Raw genomic sequence first — 20,399 nt, forward strand, 5'->3', positions numbered from 1 at the left:
CCCATGCTTAAAGACAGTCGGCAACGCAGTCTGGCGATTGATCCCACGCAGTCATTCATTGTCCAGGCCCCGGCAGGGTCTGGCAAAACTGAAATTTTGACGCAGCGTTTTCTGCGGCTGCTCAGCACAGTGAATGCACCGGAACAGATTATCGCACTCACCTTCACCCGCAAGGCCGCCAGCGAAATGCGCGAGCGCATTCTCAGGGCGATCCAGCAGGTCGCTGACAACATTCCTCCTCAATCACCCCATCAACAGCAGACGTTTGCACTGGCAGGAGCGGCGTTGCAGCACGATAAGACGCTTGGCTGGCAACTCTTAAAACACCCGCAGCGTTTGCGCATCATGACCATTGATGCCCTGTGCCAGAGTATCACGCAGGCCATCCCGCTGCCCGAAAAGCAATTCCCCTATGCCACGATCACGGAGCAGCCACAGCGTTATTACGAACAGGCCGCACGTGCCTGCACAGAACATGCCTTGGCGGATGAGTCGCTGAACCCATGCCTTACGATTCTCTTGCAGCACCTCGATAACCGTCAGGATCGCTTGTATGAGCTGTTAAGCGGGCTTCTCGAAAAGCGCGATCAATGGCTTGAGATTCTCTTCAGCGCCAAAACACAGGATAGGGCTGGGTATGAACAGGGGTTAGCCTTGATCGAAGCCCATGCCCTGCAGCGATTAATCCGAAGTATTCCTTCTGAACTGGCAGATGAATTATGCCGTCTTTGTCAACAATTAGCCCAAGCGGAAAGCAACCCGCATTCGCCCCGCTACCCGCTTCACGAGTGGTATTCCTTTGAGCAAATGAACAACCATCAGGCGGCAGCGCTGGCTGGGGTTTTGTTAAAATCGGACCATCAGTTACGCCAGGGATTTGATCACCACGTCGGTCTGCAAAAAAGCACGGTCGATGCCGTGCTTTACCGTGAGCTTAAAGAAAGAAGTAAAGCCTTGCTTGAGGCCCTGCAGGACTTTCCTGACTTTCGCGAGGCACTGGTGCGGGTCGCGAACCTTCCGCCGCCGCAGTATGATCGGGAGCAATGGGAGGTTCTTCAGGCCTTGATGACCCTGTTGCCGCTTTTGGCCGCTCACCTGCAACTGCTTTTTAAAGAAGCCAATGCCTGTGATTTTACCGCCATTACCGAGCAGAGCCTTTTGGCCTTAGGCGATGAAGACAATCCCACGGATTTGACCCTGCATCTGGACAATGCAATCCACCACCTGCTGGTGGATGAATTCCAGGATACCTCCATTCAACAATACCGGCTGCTTGAAAAACTCACGCAGGGGTGGCAACCGGATGAGGGTAAAACCCTGTTTTTGGTGGGCGACCCCATGCAATCCATTTACCGCTTCAGGCAGGCGGAGGTCGGATTATTCATTAAAGCCAAACATCAGGGCATTGGGGCAATCAAGCTGACTCCACTGGAATTAAGCTGCAATTTCCGTTCGTCAGCCACCCTTGTCAACTGGGTGAACGCCCGTTTTCAATCCATTTTCCCAGCCCTGGATGACATGGAATCCGGCGCGGTGTCCTTTCATCCATCAACGTCTGTTCATGCCGCGGGGGAAGACAGCACCATCACCGCCTGGCAATGCGCCAACCGCGAACAGGAAGCAAACACGCTGCTGCAATTGATTGAGCACGAGCGTTCAGTCTATCCCGACGCAGATATCGCCATTCTGGTGCGTTCCCGCAGCCAGTTAAAAGAAATCGTAAGCCTGCTCTCCCGCAAAAACATCCCTTTTCAGGGCGTGGAGATTCAACAATTAACAGCCTTACCTCATATTCAGGATATCGCCTCGCTGACCAAAGCCCTGCTCTACCCTGCCGATCGCATCGCCTGGTTAGCCCTGTTGCGAAGCCCATGGTGCGGCTTACCCATAGCCGATTTGTACCATCTGGCTAACCATGACCGCAAAAAATCAATTTACTACGCCTTGCAGCATCTTCATGAATTACCGCAACTCAGTGAAGAAGGACTGCTTCGCGCCCGCTTTGTGAGTCAGGTACTGACGGACGCCCTGGAAAACCGCCACCAGCAGTCATTGGTTGACTGGATTCGCGCGACTGCAAAACGCCTGCATGCCGATCGCCTACTGAATGACAATCAAAGAAAGGACCTTGAACAGTTCTGGTGTCTGCTGGAGAGTCACAGTGAACAGGGGCAACTTGTGGACATGGGCCGCTTTAAAACGGCGATGAAACAATTGTATTCCGAGCAGGCGAGTCCCTCGCGTCTGCAAATCATGACCATCCATAAATCCAAAGGATTGGAGTTCGACAGCGTCATTCTTCCCGGTCTTGGCAGTAAAGCAGTCAATTCCGATCAGCCTTTGCTGCGATGGCTCACGCTGCCAAGCGAGCCCAAGAACCTGGTTCTTCTCTCGCCTTTACGCGCCGCTTATAAAAAAGAATGCCGCTTGTATAATTACCTGGCTTACCTCGATGCGGAAAAGGACGACTACGAATTGCAACGCCTATTGTACGTAGCCGCCACTCGCGCTAAAAAACGCCTGCATTTGCTGGACAATCAAGAAAACGACAGCCGTAAATCCACGTTCAGGGCATTGCTTAAGGCACAGGCGTTCAATGTTCAGGAGGACGAATCTCCCCGTGAATCAGTCGTTAAACCGCCGCCGGCCCTCACCCGCTTACCCCGCCATTATTATGAACAGGCGGCCCCGGAAGAAAAAAAGGAACGAAATGAAATTCAATTTCCTGAAACCAGTTCCCATGCAAGGCAACTCGGCATTGCCGCACACGAGCTGCTGCAATGGGTGTGTACTGCCCATCCGCAAACCATGGACGAACTGCCCTGGGTGTACATGGAAAACCAGCTGCTGCTGTCGGGACTAACCAAAGAGCAATGCCAGGACGCCCTGGACCGGCTTCGGCAACAGATTCGTCTGGTATTTGAAGAAGACACCATCGCCCACTGGATTTGCAAAGCCCATACCGGGGAAAAAAACGAATACGAGCTCCTTGCCAGAGAACAGGGCCGCATCCGAACCTACATTCTCGACCGAACCTTTATCGCGGATGGCTGCCGCTGGATTATTGACTTTAAGACAGGCAGCGATGACGATCTGGCCCGTGAGGCGCACCGCAAACAGGTTAACACGTATGCCTCACTCCTCCTGCAGGAGGAAAAACGGCCGATTCGTTGCGGCGTTTATTACCTGGCCAGCGGTCACTGGCTCAACTGGGATTTTCAACCGCAGCCCCTGCCTGCCTGATCGGCTCCTGAACAGCAAGCCGCCACGGAACTGAAAGACGCCGTTGCGACCATTGATAGATTAGTCCGCCAACCGCCAATCCGCCCACGAGCAGACCAACAAGCCAAAGCTCGTATTGCAGGATCTGTCGGGCGTCCATCTCCGAGGGCGGGATAAAACCAAAAGCAAAAGCCATCAGGCAGCTCAGACTTCCTACTCCGATAACCAGAGGCATCACCCAGGGTTTTCGACCGACACGAAAGGGCCTGGGGCGCTGCGTATGGCAGTACCTTAAACGCAACGCCGTCATGAAAATAACGACATAATACAGCAGAGCACATTGTGCCGCGGCCGCGGAAAACAACCAGAATGCACTATTGACGGAGGGAAGAAAAACAAAGGCAAAGGACAACACACTGAACAACACCCCCTGCAGGACCAGTAACCGAATGGGCATGTGTTCGCGATTTGTCTTTTGTAAAAAAGTCGGAAGCGAACCATCCTGAGCGGCCAGTAGCAAGCAGCGGGAGCTGGCTAAAAACCAGGTAAAGAAAATACCAAAACTGCCTAGAGCAACCGCCAGAATAACGATCGGCTTAAGCCAGGTCAAATCAAACGCCTTCAAAAAAGCGGTATAGGCATCAATGACCCCGGAGATTAAACTAATCTTCTTCGCCGGCACCACCATGGCGATGGCGAGTGACGCTGGAATAACCGTCGCCAGAATAATACCCGCAGAAATCAGCAGGGCGCGCGGAAAATTGGTTTGCGGATCACGCACATCACCGGCATGCGCTGCAATAATCTCCATCCCCATTAAACTGTACAGCAGCGTAATGTACAGACGGAGTTTATCGGACAGCGCAAGGGAACCGCCGCTAAAGGACAGCCCGTCGATTTCGGACGAATGGCCGCTCGCCACCCAACCAATGGCTAAGGCGATAAAAAACAGCATGGGGATAATTACGCCAATGACAGCGCTTAGGGTACTTAAGCGGCTCGATACCGTTAAGCCCTTACTGACCACCAGAATCGCCCCCCAGTGCAGCAACTGGATGGAGAAAAAAATATACACGGAATTAACTGCCAGTTCGGCGGAAATAAGATAAGCCAGCGTCGCGCTGATAAACGACAAAATGGCCGGATACCACGACATGGCCATCAACCATTGCATCCAGACGATGAGAAAGGCAGCGCCTTTGCCGAACGCCTCTCTTACCCAGACATAAATCCCGCCGGTCGCAGGCCAGGCAGTGGCCAATTCGGCAGTGACCAGCGCTGATGGGATAAAAAAAGTAAGGGTGGCGAGCAGGTAGAACATAATCAATTCAGAACCGTATTGCGCATTGGTCGGTAGGTTTTTCAAACTGTCAATCGCCACTACCGTCATCATGACCAGTTTAAAGAGGCTCAATTTAGCCTTGGACTGACTCATTTTCATACTCACTGTAACGAATGGATAAGCAACGAACCTGTAATTTTCAAGACAGCCAGTCTGCGCACCGGGTTTCGCCACTTAATGAAAAGGTATCCATAGTTCACTACAATCCGCTTGCCGTCAAGCCGCATTTTTCCGCCTTGACGTTTGCGAATAGCGAAAGGTAAGTTATTATCACCCGTTTTAATCGGTTATTGTTCATTATGAATATTCACGACACGGTCATCACCACCCTTGCGCCCTTAATTGATCCTTTTTCCGGACAGAGTCTGGAACAACTCGGTTTTGCTGCGGATATTGTCCCTGAGCAGTCCAAATTAAGCATTGCGCTGACTGCCGGCTTTCCAATCCAGCCCCTTCAAGACGCCCTGTTGTTAAAAATCAATCAGGAGCTAGCCCGGGTTTTTCCCGATACCGTGATTGAGACAGGTCTTGATTCTTTTATTCGCGCACACCGCACCCAATTACCCGGACGGGGGTTACGCGGCGTCAAAAACACCATCGCCATTGCATCCGGTAAAGGAGGAGTGGGTAAATCCACCGTGGCAGTGAATCTCGCTGCCGCCCTGGCCCGTGCCGGCGCACGTGTGGGTATTCTCGATGCCGACATTTATGGTCCCAGCATCCCCATGATGCTGGGTGGACACCATGACGTGGCCATCAAGGACGAACGCTACGTCCCGGTCAGCGCCCACGGTCTTCAGGCCATGTCCATCGGTTACCTGACTGACAGTGAGGAGGCATTAATCTGGCGAGGCCCCATGCTTGCCAAATCCCTGCTGCAAATGCTGGATATCACCGCCTGGGATGAGCTCGATTATCTCTTCATTGATTTACCGCCAGGCACGGGCGATATTCAATTAAGTCTGGTTCAGAAAATTCCCCTCACCGCTGCCATCGTGGTCACCACACCGCAGGCGATTGCCACGCTGGATGCGCAAAAAGCGATAAAAATGTTTGAAAAAACCGCCATTGACGTGTTGGGCCTGGTGGAAAACATGTCCCTGCACCGTTGCAGTGCCTGCGGCCATCAGGAAGCCATTTTTGGCGAGGGCGGCGCCCAGGAATTAAGCGAAAAATTCAATATCCCCCTGTTAGGTCAACTGCCTTTAAACAGCGAGATTCGACACTTAGCTGATGCCGGCTCACCTATCGCCCTGCAAGCCAGCGAAACGGGTCAATTATTCACCAAAACCGCCATGCAGGCCGCCATCGCTCTGGCAAAAAAACCGCTCAATTACGCCGACAAATTCCCTCCGATTGTGGTTGAGTAATTTCACCTTCCCGCGAAGGCGGGAAGCCAGAGTTCGTGCGGCAGAGAGGAGGATAAGAGGCGGCGAGGCGTCACGGGTTGTGTGAGTGTTGACCCTAAATCACCTTTTTTATGGTAAAATAGCAAGTTAAATGAACCCTGAAGTGATGGACAATGACTGAAAATTACACAGCTGAAGCGATTGAAGTTTTAAGCGGTCTGGAACCGGTACAACGCCGCCCAGGTATGTACACGGATACTTCTCGTCCCAATCATCTGGCTCAGGAAGTCATCGATAACAGTGTTGATGAAGTCATTGCCGGACATGCCACGTCCATTATCGTTACCCTTTTTGAAGACGGCTCCGTTCAGGTTGAAGACAATGGCCGCGGCATGCCTGTGGATTTACATCCGCAACTGGGCTTAAGCGGGGTAGAGGTTATTATGACCCGGCTGCATGCGGGCGGTAAATTTTCTGACAAGAATTACAGCTTTTCCGGTGGTTTGCACGGGGTGGGCGTCTCCGTAGTCAATGCCCTTTCGGAACGAGTCGAAGTCACCATTAAACGCAATGGTATTGTCTATTACATGACCTTTGCCAATGGCGACAAACAGCAGGAACTCAATGAAATCGGTACCACTAAAAAACGGGATACCGGCACCATCATTCGTTTCTGGCCCAATGCCAAGTATTTTGACACCACGCGCATTTCAGTCAAACAGTTAATGCACGTCCTGCGTGCCAAGGCCGTTCTGTGCTCCGGGCTGTCGATGACCTTTATTAATCAGGCCACCAAAGAAGAAACGCACTGGTGTTATGAAAAGGGCCTTACTGATTATTTAACCCAGGCCCTGCCGGCTGAGTATTTTCCCGAGGAGCCCTTTACCGGCGAATTCAGCAGCGACGAAGGCACCGTGGATTGGGCCTTGGCCTGGTGTCTCGATACAGCCTCAGCCAGCCTGAGTGAAAGCTACGTCAATTTAATTCCCACAGCCCAGGGCGGTACTCATGTCAATGGCCTTCGTTCCGGCCTCTTTGATGCCATGGCTGCCTTTTGCGAGCTTCGCAATCTTTTACCTCGAGGCGTTAAGCTCACAGCCGATGATTTGTGGGAACCCTGCCAGTACGTTTTGTCCATCAAAATGAAAGAGCCGCAATTTGCCGGACAAACCAAGGAGCGTTTAAGTTCCCGTCAAACCGCCGCCTTTGTCAGCAACGTGGTCCGCGATGCCTTCGCCCTCTGGCTAAACCAGCATCGCAGCCAGGGCGAGCAAATTGCTGCTTTAGCCATTGAGCGCGCCCATAAACGCTTAAAGCAAGCTAAGCAAGTGGCGCGTAAACGCGTCAGTCAGGGCCCTGCCCTGCCCGGGAAACTGGCTGATTGCCTGCAGCAGGATTTAAGCCAGGCCGAATTGTTTTTAGTTGAAGGGGATTCCGCCGGCGGTTCTGCCAAGCAGGCGCGCAACAAAGATTATCAGGCAATTCTGCCCCTGCGCGGCAAGATTCTCAACTCCTGGGAAGTGGAATCCAGTCAGGTCCTGGCCTCTCAGGAAATTCACGATATTTCCGTCGCCATTGGCGTGGATCCCGGCTCCGATGATTTAACCGGCCTTCGTTATGGCAAAATCTGCATTCTTGCCGATGCCGATTCCGACGGCGCCCACATCGCTACCTTAATCTGCGCCCTTTTCCTGCGTCATTTTAAACCTCTGGTGGAAGCAGGACATGTCTATGTCGCCATGCCGCCGCTCTATCGCATTGATCAGGGAAAAACCGTGCACTATGCCCTGGATGATGAAGAAAAAGAAAAAATCCTGGCCCATCTGGGTAAAAACAACAAAGGCAAACCCAATGTCCAACGTTTTAAAGGCTTAGGCGAAATGAATCCCATTCAGCTTCGCGAAACCACCATGGATCCTGACACACGCCGTCTGGTGCAATTAACCCTGGAAGACGAAGAAGCCACCATGTCCTTGATGGACATGATGCTGGCAAAAAAACGCGCCGCCGACCGCAAAACCTGGCTTGAAACCAAGGGCAATCTGGCAGAGGTTTAAGCCCTCTCTATGCTGTCAGGGCTTCGACAGCTTCGTTGTACAAGTCCTTGTACAAATCCACCGTGGTTTGATCGCGTCGACCTATGCCAAAAAAGCCCCAGGTTGTCACGCGCTTATGTTCTAATTCATCGCGGATAGTGGCCATGCACTGTTCATAAATCTGGAACGATAAATGTAAATTATCCCCGGTGAGAAAGCTTGCTAAAAATGCTTCAATGACGTAGGCCGATTTCGCATAAACCTTCTCCTTGATCTTGATGCCGCCACCATGGCATTGGAAGGCATGGCGGTTAATTTTATTGACCATCCCCTGCAAAGCCACCGTGTAATGGTCTGATTTTTTGGCAGTCACAGGAGCCGGAGCAACATCCACCGCTGTCTTCTGCACGTTTTTCGGCTTCTGTTGGTCAGCATAGCCCGGCAACTGACGTCGAATGTCATGGAGTTGGGAGAACAAAATCACCTCGATAGCTAAGTTTTCTTGAGCGAAATAATGCTGCAACTGCGCTTGATGGATCGGTGTATCAGTCGCCACCATGGTAATGTCCGCCCCCAGACACAAGGGTTTTGATGCGCGGTATTCATGAAAATGATCACTGAACGGCGTCATTTTTTCATCGTTGGCCGCCACCAGAATTATGGGAAACGGCTGCTTGAACAGGGCTTGTTCTTCTTCATTGAATTGAAGAGGGGCAAGCGATTCGGTTAGTAGTTTTTTCAGAGTGGCGCCGCGCTCACGAAGCAACTGGATATGACCTAAAAGAAGGTTCTCATGTTGAAGAAATTGGGCAGGATGGTAGTGACCCGTCAGGTAAAACCAAATCAGGTAACTCACCGACCAGGTACCCTGGTTGCTGACTAAATATTTATTAACCTGTTGTGCCGTTAACTCATTTCCCTTTTCCTTTTCATCCTCATTCTCTTCCTTTTTTAAGTCTGGCCGGCAGACAAGCGAAAGGGACGTGGATGGGCCGGAGGGATGTGGGATCGACAGCAGGCGCACGACGTGGTCAAGATTCTCCTGATTTGGATTCGTATATACCGCTTCAAGATTAAGGTTCAGCGTAATGAGCTGTTCAATGAGTTTTTCTGCAGAGAAATGGGTTTGAATGGCTCTATCAATCGGATTGTTCATTGAATACAAGCCACCCTTTTTAGCCATTTCAGCGACCTCGGGGTTCGGCACAAGGTATTTACCCAGGATTAAATACAGGTAAAAAAGATTAATTGCGGCATTCAATTCAGAGATTATTTTATCGCTCTTTATCTTGTTTACATCCCCGCCCAATTGCCGGTAACGGGCAGCATGGATTAACAGCAGATTGATATTACAATAGAGCGTTTGCGGGGCTTCGTCAGTCACACTGTGCAAGTCCCAGCTGGCAAGGTCCGTCGATGGGACTTCTCCCTTATTGGCATAGTCTGTAGTAATGCATTCCAAAGAATAAGCGTGTTGTGGAGCACCTAAGCGACCAAATGATGGTTGGCCTCGAGCCTGTGCATGGTTTAATCCGCCTTTTGACAATTCACCCGACAGCGGGGCCAGGCCATGCTGCTCCAGTAAGTCAAGTGGAGGCATCAGCATCCACTTGGTTTTTGACATCATCACCAGCGCCTGCGTGGTGGTGCCGTGTAAAAAAGGATTAAATTCAGGGCTATTGATGGATTGTCCTTCGCTTAAAGGCGCGGATTGATGCGTAATAAAAGAAAACGGCATGGGATGATCACAAGGGGTAAAATGCCGCAATTGTACAATTAAATAATACAGTTTGAAAATTGCTTACACACAAGGTCGCTTTCTGTTCCTCAGAGATCAACTAAACTTAACATAACCTCACCCTATTCGTTCATCAGCACAGGGAAAACAATGGAAACACTGTTTGGTTGGGAAGACCTTCTGGATTATGGACTCTACATTCGGGCGATCATCATTACCCTCTATGCCATTTTATTGTTTCGCACCACGTCTTCCCGTTTATTTGGGCAGCATTCGGCGCTGGATTTTATTATTTTTATTATCCTGGGGGCGATTCTTGGTGAAGCCATTGTCAACAATATTCCAATGTTGCCCTCCATGATTGCCTGTGCCCTGATTGTCATCATCCATCGCTTTTTAGCTTTTCTCACGTACAGAAACCATCGCATCGGCAAATACATCAAGGGTGAAAAAGTCTGCCTGATTAAAAACGGCCGCTTTGTCCAAAAAAATTTGCGCTGCTGCCGCATCACGCGTAACGACATTGAACAGGCCCTGCGGCTGCAGCATGGCACCCAGAAGCTCAATCAAATCAAAGAAGCCATTTTAGAACGCGGCGGGCAAATTTCATTCATTCTGAAAAATTCGCCCTAGGCTTCAGTGTAAAAGAGGATTCCTGCCTTTTTTCTCTGATTAATTCAATCCCGGGACATGGCTCGCTTTCTCCGATTCGTCTTCTTCATCCACTGAAAAAACCAAATCAGCAAATTCATCCGCCTCACTTTGCGTTTCCTTTGTATCGTTGGCATTTTCAAAAGTACGCGGGTTGAATGCATCGCTGTTTATAAATTCCATCATTTTACTCATCAGGGATGTGCATTCATTAAGGGATTTTTGTATTTCCATGATACGATTCAAAGGCGACTGCTCTTCAAAAACAGGCAAGGATTTTGCGAACGGATTTGATTTACTGAGTTCCCTGATTTCCTGAGACAACTTTTGGCATCGGGCACTGTCCCTTCTCGCGGCTTTGGTCGGTATTCGGGTTCTTTTAAGCTGCTCAGTTAAAAGCAAGGCCTCATCCTTTTTCTGGATAATCGATAACGTATTCTTAAGCAGGGAAATGACTTCCTTCCTAAATGACTCATAATTTAACTGGCTGAAATCCACCTGATTCACTAATTGTTTAAATCCCTCTTCCCATCGAGAGGCCTGATGTACACTGGCAGTTAATTGATTCGGTTTTAAGCGCTGTAGAAGAAGTTGGGAAGCCATATCCAGCTGGGCCAGTAAGGAGATTATGGTTGAGTCTTTTTTCAGCTTAAGGAGTACTTCATTCTTATCCAACTGTTCAAACGCCGAGATATTCGTACGAAGTTTTTTCAAACTCGGTGTTAACTTCATGTTTTGCCACAGTTGGATGTCCTTGGTGAGTTTCTCAATGACACCGAGGATTAGCATTTTTTCTGTGCTTTCTACCTTACCGTTCTTCAAATAGTTTTCCAACAGGGAAACCATCGATTTCAGGAAGGGCAGTGAATCAAGGGTCTTGTCGCGGTTAGCAAGCAAGGATTGCTTAAGCGGATGAGCATTGTCAATTAAAACAGGCAGGATAACCGGCTTGCCCTGCTCATCCACCTCAAGCAGTGAATGCCCCTCTTTAATCAGGCGCGAAAAACAAGCGCTCATGTTTTTATGGCTGCTTAAGGCGATGCAGGCATGCATCGCGGACGAAAACGTTTGTTTACCGACAGTGATGGCCTGATGACTGACATCCATATCAGCATGAGACACCACAAAGTCCAGAAGCGCTTCTTTTTCCAATTGCAGAGCCAGGGCGAGGTAAGCCGGCGTTAAACGGTGGTAAAAGGAGGGCATGTCTTTGGCTAAATCAAACTGCTCGCCGATGACCAACCGTTTAAAGAGTACGTCGCCTTTTGAAAAGACCTTCACTCTCAACTCTTCAAGCGCCTTTAAGCAGGTCCAGTCAACCTGATCACCATGAATGAGATTGAATTCGGCAATAAGCTGCAATAAGGCTTCTACTTTTTTAATTTGTTGCGGTATGGCGTCGTTATCATTTAATGCTCGCCAGTGATCCTGGATTGTTGCAAAAGCGTTTAAATGGCTTACAGAAGGGGCTTGCTCACCCTTGCGCGAGGCATTATGGCTCACTCGCGGCAAAAACATCTCCGGATCGCCTGGCGAATCGGTCATTTCATCCACTTCCACGTCGGGGACTTCCGATTTCATTGTTTGCAAAGACGGCTTTATCGGTTCCTTCAACGCTTTTTTCATAACGTCAAGGAAACGATGTTCTTTCGACAGGGCTTTGCTTTTGACCAACAAGAGCAGCTGGGTCGATAATTCGAATGCCGCATCGACGAGGTATTGCGTTTCTTTTGACTTCATCTGATCACTAAATAAGGCTTTCTCCAGAACAGCCATGTGACTGTCGTATTTCTCACGCAATGCACTAGTACGATCATACTGCTGCTTTTTTAAACCATTAATGATCGGATAGGTCCATTGCATCGCCAATGCGGTGAACTGCTTTTCCTGTGCCGTGATATCGATGGGTTCACTGCCAGTATCCGGTAAATACTTTTCCAGAGTCGGATTCCTGGTCAATTGATTATGACCATCAAAATAAACATGCAAACAGTACTTAACGCCCTTTTCGTCATCAAGATACGCCGTGTAGTGGTATTGACTCAAATTGGGGTTGTCCTTGCTTTCATTGGCATACACGCTGATGTGATGCTCCGTGAGTAACAGCAATCCCTGCCCGCATGCCACGTTGATTTTCTCTGTCATGGTCAAGGGGATAAGATAATAGTCTGTGCTATTACTGTTCTTCTTTAAGACAAATTCTTGGTCAGTGGTTGGGTTGTTTTGTTTCAGGAAGGTAATAAAATTAAACAAGGTGTTTTTTGGCATTTTGGTTTTTATTTGGAAATTTTGACCAAATATATCAAAAAAAACCCTCGATGAAAATATTTAACTCATTTTGTTTTTTCAATGATAATCCGTCAATCAGGGATGAATCGATGACTCAGGCGACTTATTGTCTTCCTGTAGAGCATGCAAACGCTCTTTCATTGACGCAAAGCGTTCGCGGAAAGCCTGACGGCTCTTGCCCAGTTCCATGGGTTTGAAGGCCGAAAAGAGAGCCTCAATTCGTCTAATGATCGGATTGGAGTGCGACAGCCTTGCCAGTGCCGTTTCCGTGGCTGCAACATGATTGGACATAAATTGGTGTTGCCCCGTCTTTAATTCGTAATTGTCCATCAATTCATTTTGTGCAATCCGCAATGTTTCAATGTTTTTCTGATCCCCTTTGGATAATTTTTTCCCGCCCTTTTGCTGAATGCGATCGATCTCTTCGGTATAGTAATTATGCAGTACATGAACATTATTTTTAAATTTATCTTTAACCAAAGGCTCAGTATGGGCTTGCTGCAGGGTTGTTGTTACCCGATCCATCTCCTGGCGGTTAAATGCCTGCAACTGGTCTGCCAAAATCGCTTTCTGTTTTCTTACTTCATCGTAATTATAGGAAGCAAGGGCCTTCTTAATCGCCTTAAACGTAGCAGATAATTTTTCATCGCTGACAATTTTTTCTGCACTACTGATTATTTCCTGTAATTTTTTATCATAAAACCCCTGATTGAAGGTCCCCTTGTTTTTCTCCACGCGCTCAGGATCCAAATCCTTCAACGCATTCACGACGTTATCAAGGTAGGTCAGCTCCTTCACCACGGCGATGGGATTGCCCTTGGTAATTTCCTGCTTAAGATCACTCAGCAACGTATCCGGCGGAACACCGCCAGGGTAATTATACGCTTTATCTGACAGGGCTTCGTCTTTGATGTAGGCAAGGTAATCATAGCCGGCGAATACTTTGGCCGTGCTGTCATTGAATTGGGCGCCAAGTTGGAAGTTTTTCCTCTTATCCGCTTCTTCATTTAATAGCTCGCCTTCCAGACGATAAGCCACGCCTATGTCCCTTTCTTTTAATGTTTGCAGTATGGGTAATGCTTTCTTTTTATAATCAAAATCACCTTCAGCCGCATTCAATACCCAGGAGCCATCGGTCCTGGCACTTGCATCGATTAGCAGATGGGCTTTCAACACGTGCACTAAAACAGCCTCCTGGTTTTCAAAACGCGAAAACAAACCGTCCATTTTCTCTTTAACCTGGTTGAGTTTTTTTTCATACGCCGCTTTCTGACTATCCCGTTGTGGCAAGGCAAAAAAATCATTTTCTATTTTTTTCCTTTCGCGTTGCAGAGTAAAGTATTGCCGCAGCAAAGGATGGGTTGTTGGAGCAGCAAGAAGTGCGCGCAAAGCGTGTTCATGCCTGGATTCAGAAGCCAATTGTTCCAGTAAGCTGAATCGCTCCAGATCAGCCTCTTGTGACAATGCCATGACCTTCTCCATTGTTCTCAATAATTTGAGTATAGGTTATTCCATGCTGACCTGAATATTCTTTTGCAGCGTGACACTGTCTAATACTTCCCGGGCCCTTTTTTCATCCAGTGTCCCCTGCCATTTGGCAATGATTAACGTGGAAATGCTGTTGCCAATGACATTGGTCAGTGCACGCCCATCGGACATAAAACGGTCAATTCCCAGAATAAGGACAATTCCAGCCACCGGCACGTGTCCGACAGCCGCCAATGAGCTGGCTAACACGATAAAGCCGCTACCAGCCACACCGGCGGCCCCCTTGGAACTGACAATCATCACCGCAAGCAGCGACAGTTGCTGCCAGACGCTTAAATCGGTATTGGTCGCCTGGGCAATGAACAGTGCGGCGAGTGTCAGGTAAATGGCCGTCCCGTCAAGATTAAACGAATACCCCAGGGGCAGGACCAGACCCACGGTTGATTTTTTGCAGCCCAGTTTTTCCAGTTTTTCGAGAAGATTGGGCAGCACGGTTTCGGAAGACGAGGTGCCAAGGACGATTAACAATTCAGTTTTGATGTAGGCTAACAGTTTAAACACACTCATCTGACAATAAAGCTTTAGAATGAGGCCTAGAATACCCACCACAAACACCAGACAGGTCACGTAAAAACAAAGCAGCAGCCCCATCATGTTAAGCAAGGGTTTCAAGCCGTATTTTCCGATGGTAAAGGCCATGGCAGCAAACGCGGCGATGGGAGCCAGGTGCATCACCAGATGAATGATTTTAAAAAAAATCCGCGCAAGCACCTGCACGCCGTCCAACACGATGCGTCCCTCTTTTCCCACCAGGATTAAACCAATGGCAAACAACATCGCCACCAGCAATACCTGCAGAATTTCCCCATCGACAAACGCACTGAGGAAGGTTTGAGGGATAATGTTTAATAAAAAGTCACTGGGAGTAGCCGCCGTCGTGGCTTTACCGAGATAGGGTTCTGCGGTTTTGACATCCAGCGTGGCCGGATCGATGTTCAACCCGGCGCCGGGTTGAACCAGATCGCCCACAAGCAGTCCCACCACCAGGGCAAACGCCGTGGTGATAATAAAATACACCAGGGCAGCCCCCCCGATTTTGCCGACCGTCTCTAAGTTATTCATCGCCGCAATGCCTGAGACCAACGATAAAAAAATGATGGGCGCAATGAGCATTTTGATGAGTTTAATGAAGGCATCCGATAAGGGTTTAAGGGATGAGGCGGTTTCCGGCAGGCAAAAGCCAAGGATGATGCCGAGAAGAATACCAAGAAGGACCTGCACATATAATGGTTTTATATAGTTCATCAAACTCTCTCAAGTTGATCAAACTGCGGTCTTATAGTCCACTATAGGCGAAGTTACATCCAAGGTAAACCACCGTTTTTTGTCCATGGTATTAATTTGCTGGTATGATGGCAAGCATTGCATTCATTCAGGAGCCCGCACACAATGAATTTAAGGACCATGGCTTTAAGCTGTCTGTTTGTTTCGCCCGTTTTTGCCGCCCCCCATTTTGTGGAAGAAGCACCCTCAACCCAAAGTCATTATCAGGTCGATGGCAAAGCCCTCTGTGAAACCGCCAAGCAGACGCTGGCCTACCTAAACCACGACCCCAGTTACGATCCGCAGGTGCTGCATGAGGGCCAGGTTTTACCGATTCCCATGTGGCGAATCAAAGCCACCCTGGTTTTCATCTGCAAACATCAGGCTGAACTCAATGATCCTGAGTTCGTTAAGAAACAGTTTGAATTTGTCCGCTGGTTGCCTGATGTGAAGCATGCCCGCCGTTACCGCAGTAAAGCCAAATTGCGCGGCATCCCTGACAATCAGATTGTCATGACAGAGTATTATGTGCATCTCGCCAAAGCTTCAGCCAAACCCACGCCATTAACCCCTTATGCCATCCACGGGCTTCCTGCCGATGAGCAATACCTGTCCCTGGAAGAGGCCAATGCCAAACCCAAGTTGACCCGTTTTCAATACGGTAAGCAAGCCATTCTTGCCGGGGCCTTAAAAGATAAAAACGTACCGGTTCTTGCGTATGTCAGCCGTACGGATCTCGAAGCCGCCCTGCTGCAAGGCACCCTCGTGGCTGACTTTGGCAATGGCAAACCCCGTTATTTTAACGTGCACCGCAACAACAACATTCCCTACAATACGGTGAAGAAACCCGAGGATCAGGAGCGTTACTGGTATTTTAAAGAAGTGGACGGAGTGAAAGGGTACGGTAAAGACGCTGATCACAAGATCACGGTCAATTACGAGGTGACGTTTGCGGCCGATCTGGCGCAATTCGGCCTTGGAAAATTGCTGCTGATTCAATACCGCGATAAACGGGGTAACGACATTAGCCGCATGGGCATCATGGCTGACACCGGCGGTGCCTTTGCCGATAATCTCTACCAGATTGACTTTTTAACGGGTGCCTACACTGGAAAAGACACCTTTTATCAAGCCAATCACACCCTTCCTGACTATGTGAATGCCTATTTCATGGTGCTTAAAAGCAAGGAAAAGACGGAGAAAAAAACCTTAGCCGGCCTGTTTAAACGGGATTCGGATCACCATTTCAACAATGACACGATGTTTGAGTAATTGTCTGTCCACAGGATGCTTTCATTCTCGGTGACAAAACGCCAGCCGTCCCGGTCCATCAAGGACCGGGCCAACGGTTCGTTGGCCGTCAGCAAGACCCATTCGGCAGGAAATTTCCCTGCTTTCGCATCCCCGGGATAAAGGGCATGCAGCACAATTAAATCAAGCGCCCTGCCTATGCCGTTTAATACCGGTAGAAGCCTTAAGTGACGATTGCTGATATTCACCAGAATAACTCCCTCTTTATGGAGCTTCCGCTGATACAATAAAAAGGCTTCCCGGGTCAGCAGGTGGGTCGGGATTGCATCGGATGAAAAAGCATCGATGATCACTAAATCAGCCTGATGATCCGCTTTTTGCCCAAGAACTCGCCGCCCGTCGCCTTCGCTCAGGAAAATGCGGGGCGGACAATCCCTCAGGTAGGTGAAATAACGGGTATCCTTGGCAATGCCAATCACCTGTGCATCGATGTCAATGATATCCACTGCATCACTGGGTCTGAACTGACAAGTCAACATGCCCGTCCCAAGACCGACCAGAAGGGTCTGTAATGAAGGTTCCCTGGCCTGCAGGGCTTTAAGCACGGGCTGCACCGGCGCATAATAAGCCATCGAACCACTGCTCACGCTTAAGGCGCCCGGAGACTGGAAACCATGCACTGTACTCTGGCTTAACAGCGCATAGACGCCTGACATAAACGTCACCTGCTTCACGCCATAGAAATTACGCTGCAAATCCAACGCCGGCAACAGTTTAAACCAAGGGCTGAATAGAAAAAGAAACAACACTGCGAGGCTCGCAAACAAATTGATTTTTTCTTTACCATTTAAAAGAATGGCCACCAGCACCCCTATCTCCACCACCCGATTAGCCCGGATCCAGGCATACCAGGGGTAGGCGCTCAAAAAATAATTGGCTGTCAGAACAAAGACCAGGGCAAAGGGCATCCAGGTAAAACGCCGGCTGACCGCTAATGGAATGCAGAGTGTGGCAAAAACAAACGTGATAGGGTACTCGTAAGCGCCATTGAACAGTCGCGGCGCCAACAGCCCATTAAACAGGCCCGCCAGCACCCCGCCCAACGCCAGGCAGAAATAAAAGCTGGTGAGGCGGTGAGCCGCAGGCCGCAACCGCACCAGTTCGCCATGGCACAAGAGCGCGAACATCATAAAACAGGCTAAATGAAAAGCAATCAACTGCCAGGCGGACAGCAGGTTAGCACCAAAAATAAACCCGATAACTGGGAAAATAATAAACAATAAACTGTTACGAACCAACCAATCCTGCGAAATCATGGGTTTTTGCGCAAACGTAATGACAAACGAGAGCAGGTACAAGGCGAGTGGAATGACCCAGAACAGGGGCGTGGATGCAATGTCGGTCGAAATATAAAAAGTAACACCCAGCATCAGGCTGCAGGGAATAAAGCTATAGCCTATCCATAAGGCCTTGGTTTGCCAGGCAACTGGCTCTGATGGATGATGGCCATTCAATGCGGGTTGGCGGTAAGGCAGGCATAAAATAACTGCCAATAGAAAGCAGTAGCCCCCGAATAAATAATTCCAATACACGAATTGCTGTTTCAGCCCAATCCATCGCTCAATCAGCCAGGGGTAGCTTAAAAGCGCCGACAGGCTGCCGATGTTGCTGGCCACGTATAAAAAATAGGGATCATGCGCCTGTTTGCCGCGACTTAAGCTGTAGGCAAACTGCAAAAGGGGTGCAGAAGCCGCGACCATCAACAGGGGCAAGCCCAGTTGACCAATCAAATCACGCAGAATACCCAGATCAGGCGCGTCAGCGGCATGGGTGGGAATGAGCGTTAACGGCAGAAAAAACAGGGCAATCGCCACTACACCGGCATGCACAAACCGCCAGTGCCTACCGCAAAAATAACTGAGAACCCAAGCATACCCGTAGGCGATTAACAAGAGAAATTGAAAAAAAAGCATGCAGACTGTCCACACGGCTGGCGTACCGCCATACACTGGGAGCAGCATTTTTGCCACCATGGGTTGGATAACAAAAAGCAAGACAGCGCTTGCAAACAAGCTTAAAGAAAAAAGAATGTGAATCACAACTCATGGCCTGCCTGCGTTCTGCCGATTGGAAAATCAGCAGAACGTCTGTTGGTATTATTCTTATCCGGCTGATTAACGCTCCGCAGAAGCGGCCAGCATCCAGTGCGCTTTTTCATGCGCGGCGATACGATCCCCAAGCAACGTCGCCGTCCCCTCATCATTCTGCTCCTGGGCAAGGGCCAGCGCGCGATTCAAGTCTTTCACCAGCGTACTGTGATCTTGAGCCAATTCGATCACCATCTGATTGGCATCCAGGCTTGAATCGCCGTCCTTGATGCGTTTTAAGCTTTCAAACTCTTTAAAGGTCGCCGGCGCTTTATTGCCGGTTATTAATAATCGCTCCGCAACCTCATCGACAGCCTCCGCCAATTCGGTGTATTGCGTTTCAAACAGGCCATGCAGGGATTTAAATTGCGGGCCGCGCACATGCCAGTGGTAATTTTGCGTTTTCAGATACAGGGCATAGGTATCGGCTAAAATGATGGATAATTCTTTCGCTATACTCATGTTCACACCTCCTCATCGGTTATGCTTTTACCATAGTCGAAAAATAACGATTTTTAAAATCAATCGTTTATATGGAATTGATTGGTTTAAACTATGATTGCCTGAGTGTCACTTATCCTTTTCAAAATAGCACGAATACTTGCTAGAATCGATGAGTTTTTATTGAAAGAGAATACCATGGTACAACCGCTTTTTACTGTTGAGAACCCGGATTTAAGCCAGTCAGATGCCTCAACCCTGGCTCAGGCCCTGGCAGCTCTGGAATCCGGTCAGGTTGTTTTTCTGCCACGCTGTTTTTACAGTTCCAACGAGGGTCTTGAGCAGGATTTGTTATCCGACACCATCCTTGACAGTAAGCATAAAAATGTCAGCTTTAATTTTAAAACCCAGGCATTGGGCGCCTTCAATCAGCAGCATGTTAACCCGGACCTGTCAAACAGGCTGACCGCTTTTATGCGCGGCTATGCCCTGTTTGCGAGGGAATTGATAGAAACCCTGTTCCCCCCTTACCGTTCGCATCTGCTGTGGGGGAGAACGAGTTACCGGCCGGCGGAAATTGAGGGGCGGGCTTACAGTAAACGCAAGGATGATACCCGCCTGCATGTCGACTCTTTCTCCGCTTCACCCGTCTACGGGCAGCGTATTTTGCGGGTCTTTTGCAACATCAATCCCTCCGGTCTGCCACGTGTCTGGCACCTGGGTGAACCTTTTCCTGCAGTCATGGCGCGTTTTTCCCCACGCATCCCCAATTACAACTACCTGAAAGCGCTGATCCTGAAAGGGGTAAAAACCACCAAAACCCTGCGCTCTGCTTATGATCATTATCAATTGCAATTGCATGATCGCATGAAACGCGATGATCAATACCAGCAAAGTGTGGAAAAAATACGCTTTGATTTCCCAGCCTTAAGTACCTGGGTTGTGTTTACCGATCAGGTGTCTCATGCCGCATTAAGTGGGCAATACCTTTTAGAACAGACCTTTTATTTACCCGTATCGGCCATGGCCAAACCGGAATTGTCACCGCTCAAACAGTGGGAAGCAGAGAAAAAAAGGCAATTGGTGTAAATAAAAAACCCGCCATTCGGCGGGTTTTTTACG

The 20,399-nt window shown here is 49.2% G+C and carries 13 protein-coding genes; 6 read left to right on the forward strand and 7 right to left on the reverse strand.

The window, feature by feature from the left end:
* The first annotated feature begins 3 nt into the window (after positions 1-3).
* Complete coding sequence (locus DYE45_RS10520) at positions 4-3,243, forward strand: UvrD-helicase domain-containing protein (protein ID WP_115300885.1); 3,240 nt, start codon at positions 4-6, stop codon at positions 3,241-3,243.
* On the opposite strand, the gene DYE45_RS10525 is transcribed toward DYE45_RS10520, so the two are convergent.
* Positions 3,206-4,657 carry an amino acid permease gene (locus DYE45_RS10525; RefSeq protein ID WP_160160725.1) on the reverse strand — a complete coding sequence of 484 codons (1,452 nt, stop codon included), beginning with the start codon at positions 4,655-4,657 and terminating at the stop codon, positions 3,206-3,208. The two genes, DYE45_RS10520 and DYE45_RS10525, sit on opposite strands and share 38 nt — an antisense overlap.
* 206 nt (positions 4,658-4,863) lie before the next feature.
* Here DYE45_RS10525 and apbC point away from each other — a divergent pair, with 206 nt between their 5' ends.
* The gene (gene apbC / locus DYE45_RS10530; RefSeq protein WP_115300886.1) at positions 4,864-5,934 is read left to right on the forward strand and encodes an iron-sulfur cluster carrier protein ApbC; all 1,071 of its coding nucleotides are present in this window, start codon (positions 4,864-4,866) and stop codon (positions 5,932-5,934) included.
* Between the two features lie 152 nt (positions 5,935-6,086).
* Positions 6,087-7,970, forward strand: coding sequence for a DNA topoisomerase IV subunit B (parE, locus tag DYE45_RS10535; protein ID WP_108290395.1), 1,884 nt, complete (start codon positions 6,087-6,089; stop codon positions 7,968-7,970).
* Positions 7,971-7,977: 7 nt separating this feature from the next.
* On the opposite strand, the gene DYE45_RS10540 is transcribed toward parE, so the two are convergent.
* Positions 7,978-9,687 (reverse strand): hypothetical protein, encoded by a 1,710-nt coding sequence (locus DYE45_RS10540; RefSeq protein ID WP_115300887.1) that lies wholly within the window; start codon positions 9,685-9,687, stop codon positions 7,978-7,980.
* Between the two features lie 150 nt (positions 9,688-9,837).
* On the opposite strand from DYE45_RS10540, the gene DYE45_RS10545 reads away from it, so the two are divergent.
* A complete protein-coding gene (locus tag DYE45_RS10545; RefSeq protein ID WP_108290401.1) occupies positions 9,838-10,320 on the forward strand; it encodes a DUF421 domain-containing protein in 483 nt (160 codons plus the stop codon).
* Between the two features lie 39 nt (positions 10,321-10,359).
* Here the strand turns inward: DYE45_RS10545 and DYE45_RS10550 are convergent, their stop codons facing one another.
* From DYE45_RS10550 to dctA, 3 genes are all read right to left on the reverse strand, one after another.
* The gene (locus DYE45_RS10550) at positions 10,360-12,606 is read right to left on the reverse strand and encodes a hypothetical protein (protein ID WP_115300888.1); all 2,247 of its coding nucleotides are present in this window, start codon (positions 12,604-12,606) and stop codon (positions 10,360-10,362) included.
* A gap of 96 nt (positions 12,607-12,702) precedes the next feature.
* Positions 12,703-14,097, reverse strand: coding sequence for a hypothetical protein (locus tag DYE45_RS10555; RefSeq protein WP_115300889.1), 1,395 nt, complete (start codon positions 14,095-14,097; stop codon positions 12,703-12,705).
* A 36-nt stretch (positions 14,098-14,133) separates the two neighbouring features.
* Complete coding sequence (gene dctA / locus DYE45_RS10560) at positions 14,134-15,420, reverse strand: C4-dicarboxylate transporter DctA (protein ID WP_108290407.1); 1,287 nt, start codon at positions 15,418-15,420, stop codon at positions 14,134-14,136.
* A 144-nt stretch (positions 15,421-15,564) separates the two neighbouring features.
* Here dctA and DYE45_RS10565 point away from each other — a divergent pair, with 144 nt between their 5' ends.
* Positions 15,565-16,710 carry a hypothetical protein gene (locus DYE45_RS10565; protein WP_242602623.1) on the forward strand — a complete coding sequence of 382 codons (1,146 nt, stop codon included), beginning with the start codon at positions 15,565-15,567 and terminating at the stop codon, positions 16,708-16,710.
* On the opposite strand, the gene DYE45_RS10570 is transcribed toward DYE45_RS10565, so the two are convergent.
* Together DYE45_RS10570 and DYE45_RS10575 are read right to left on the reverse strand one after the other, a co-directional pair.
* On the reverse strand, positions 16,677-18,788 hold the full coding sequence (locus tag DYE45_RS10570; protein ID WP_108290409.1) for a spermidine synthase: 2,112 nt from the start codon (positions 18,786-18,788) through the stop codon (positions 16,677-16,679). The two genes, DYE45_RS10565 and DYE45_RS10570, sit on opposite strands and share 34 nt — an antisense overlap.
* A gap of 75 nt (positions 18,789-18,863) precedes the next feature.
* Entirely contained in the window at positions 18,864-19,298 is a 435-nt protein-coding gene (locus DYE45_RS10575; RefSeq protein WP_108290411.1) for a Dps family protein, read from the reverse strand.
* 177 nt (positions 19,299-19,475) lie between these two features.
* On the opposite strand from DYE45_RS10575, the gene kdoO reads away from it, so the two are divergent.
* Positions 19,476-20,366, forward strand: a complete 891-nt coding sequence (gene kdoO, locus DYE45_RS10580) for a Kdo hydroxylase KdoO (protein WP_108290413.1) — start codon at positions 19,476-19,478, stop codon at positions 20,364-20,366.
* Positions 20,367-20,399: the final 33 nt, after the last annotated feature.

Origin of the sequence: Legionella taurinensis (genome assembly GCF_900452865.1) — a bacterium.
GTDB lineage: Bacteria > Pseudomonadota > Gammaproteobacteria > Legionellales > Legionellaceae > Legionella_C > Legionella_C taurinensis.

What these genes read in the sequence shown, in the direction of transcription:
- DYE45_RS10555 (WP_115300889.1), bottom strand. Translation starts at nt 14,097, where the DNA reads ATGGCATTGTCACAAGAGGCTGATCTGGAGCGATTCAGCTTACTGGAA.
- dctA (WP_108290407.1), bottom strand. Translation starts at nt 15,420, where the DNA reads ATGAACTATATAAAACCATTATATGTGCAGGTCCTTCTTGGTATTCTT.
- DYE45_RS10565 (WP_242602623.1), top strand. Translation starts at nt 15,565, where the DNA reads ATGAATTTAAGGACCATGGCTTTAAGCTGTCTGTTTGTTTCGCCCGTT.
- DYE45_RS10525 (WP_160160725.1), bottom strand. Translation starts at nt 4,657, where the DNA reads ATGAGTCAGTCCAAGGCTAAATTGAGCCTCTTTAAACTGGTCATGATG.
- apbC (WP_115300886.1), top strand. Translation starts at nt 4,864, where the DNA reads ATGAATATTCACGACACGGTCATCACCACCCTTGCGCCCTTAATTGAT.
- DYE45_RS10520 (WP_115300885.1), top strand. Translation starts at nt 4, where the DNA reads ATGCTTAAAGACAGTCGGCAACGCAGTCTGGCGATTGATCCCACGCAG.
- DYE45_RS10545 (WP_108290401.1), top strand. Translation starts at nt 9,838, where the DNA reads ATGGAAACACTGTTTGGTTGGGAAGACCTTCTGGATTATGGACTCTAC.
- kdoO (WP_108290413.1), top strand. Translation starts at nt 19,476, where the DNA reads ATGGTACAACCGCTTTTTACTGTTGAGAACCCGGATTTAAGCCAGTCA.
- DYE45_RS10550 (WP_115300888.1), bottom strand. Translation starts at nt 12,606, where the DNA reads ATGCCAAAAAACACCTTGTTTAATTTTATTACCTTCCTGAAACAAAAC.
- parE (WP_108290395.1), top strand. Translation starts at nt 6,087, where the DNA reads ATGACTGAAAATTACACAGCTGAAGCGATTGAAGTTTTAAGCGGTCTG.
- DYE45_RS10575 (WP_108290411.1), bottom strand. Translation starts at nt 19,298, where the DNA reads ATGAGTATAGCGAAAGAATTATCCATCATTTTAGCCGATACCTATGCC.
- DYE45_RS10540 (WP_115300887.1), bottom strand. Translation starts at nt 9,687, where the DNA reads ATGCCGTTTTCTTTTATTACGCATCAATCCGCGCCTTTAAGCGAAGGA.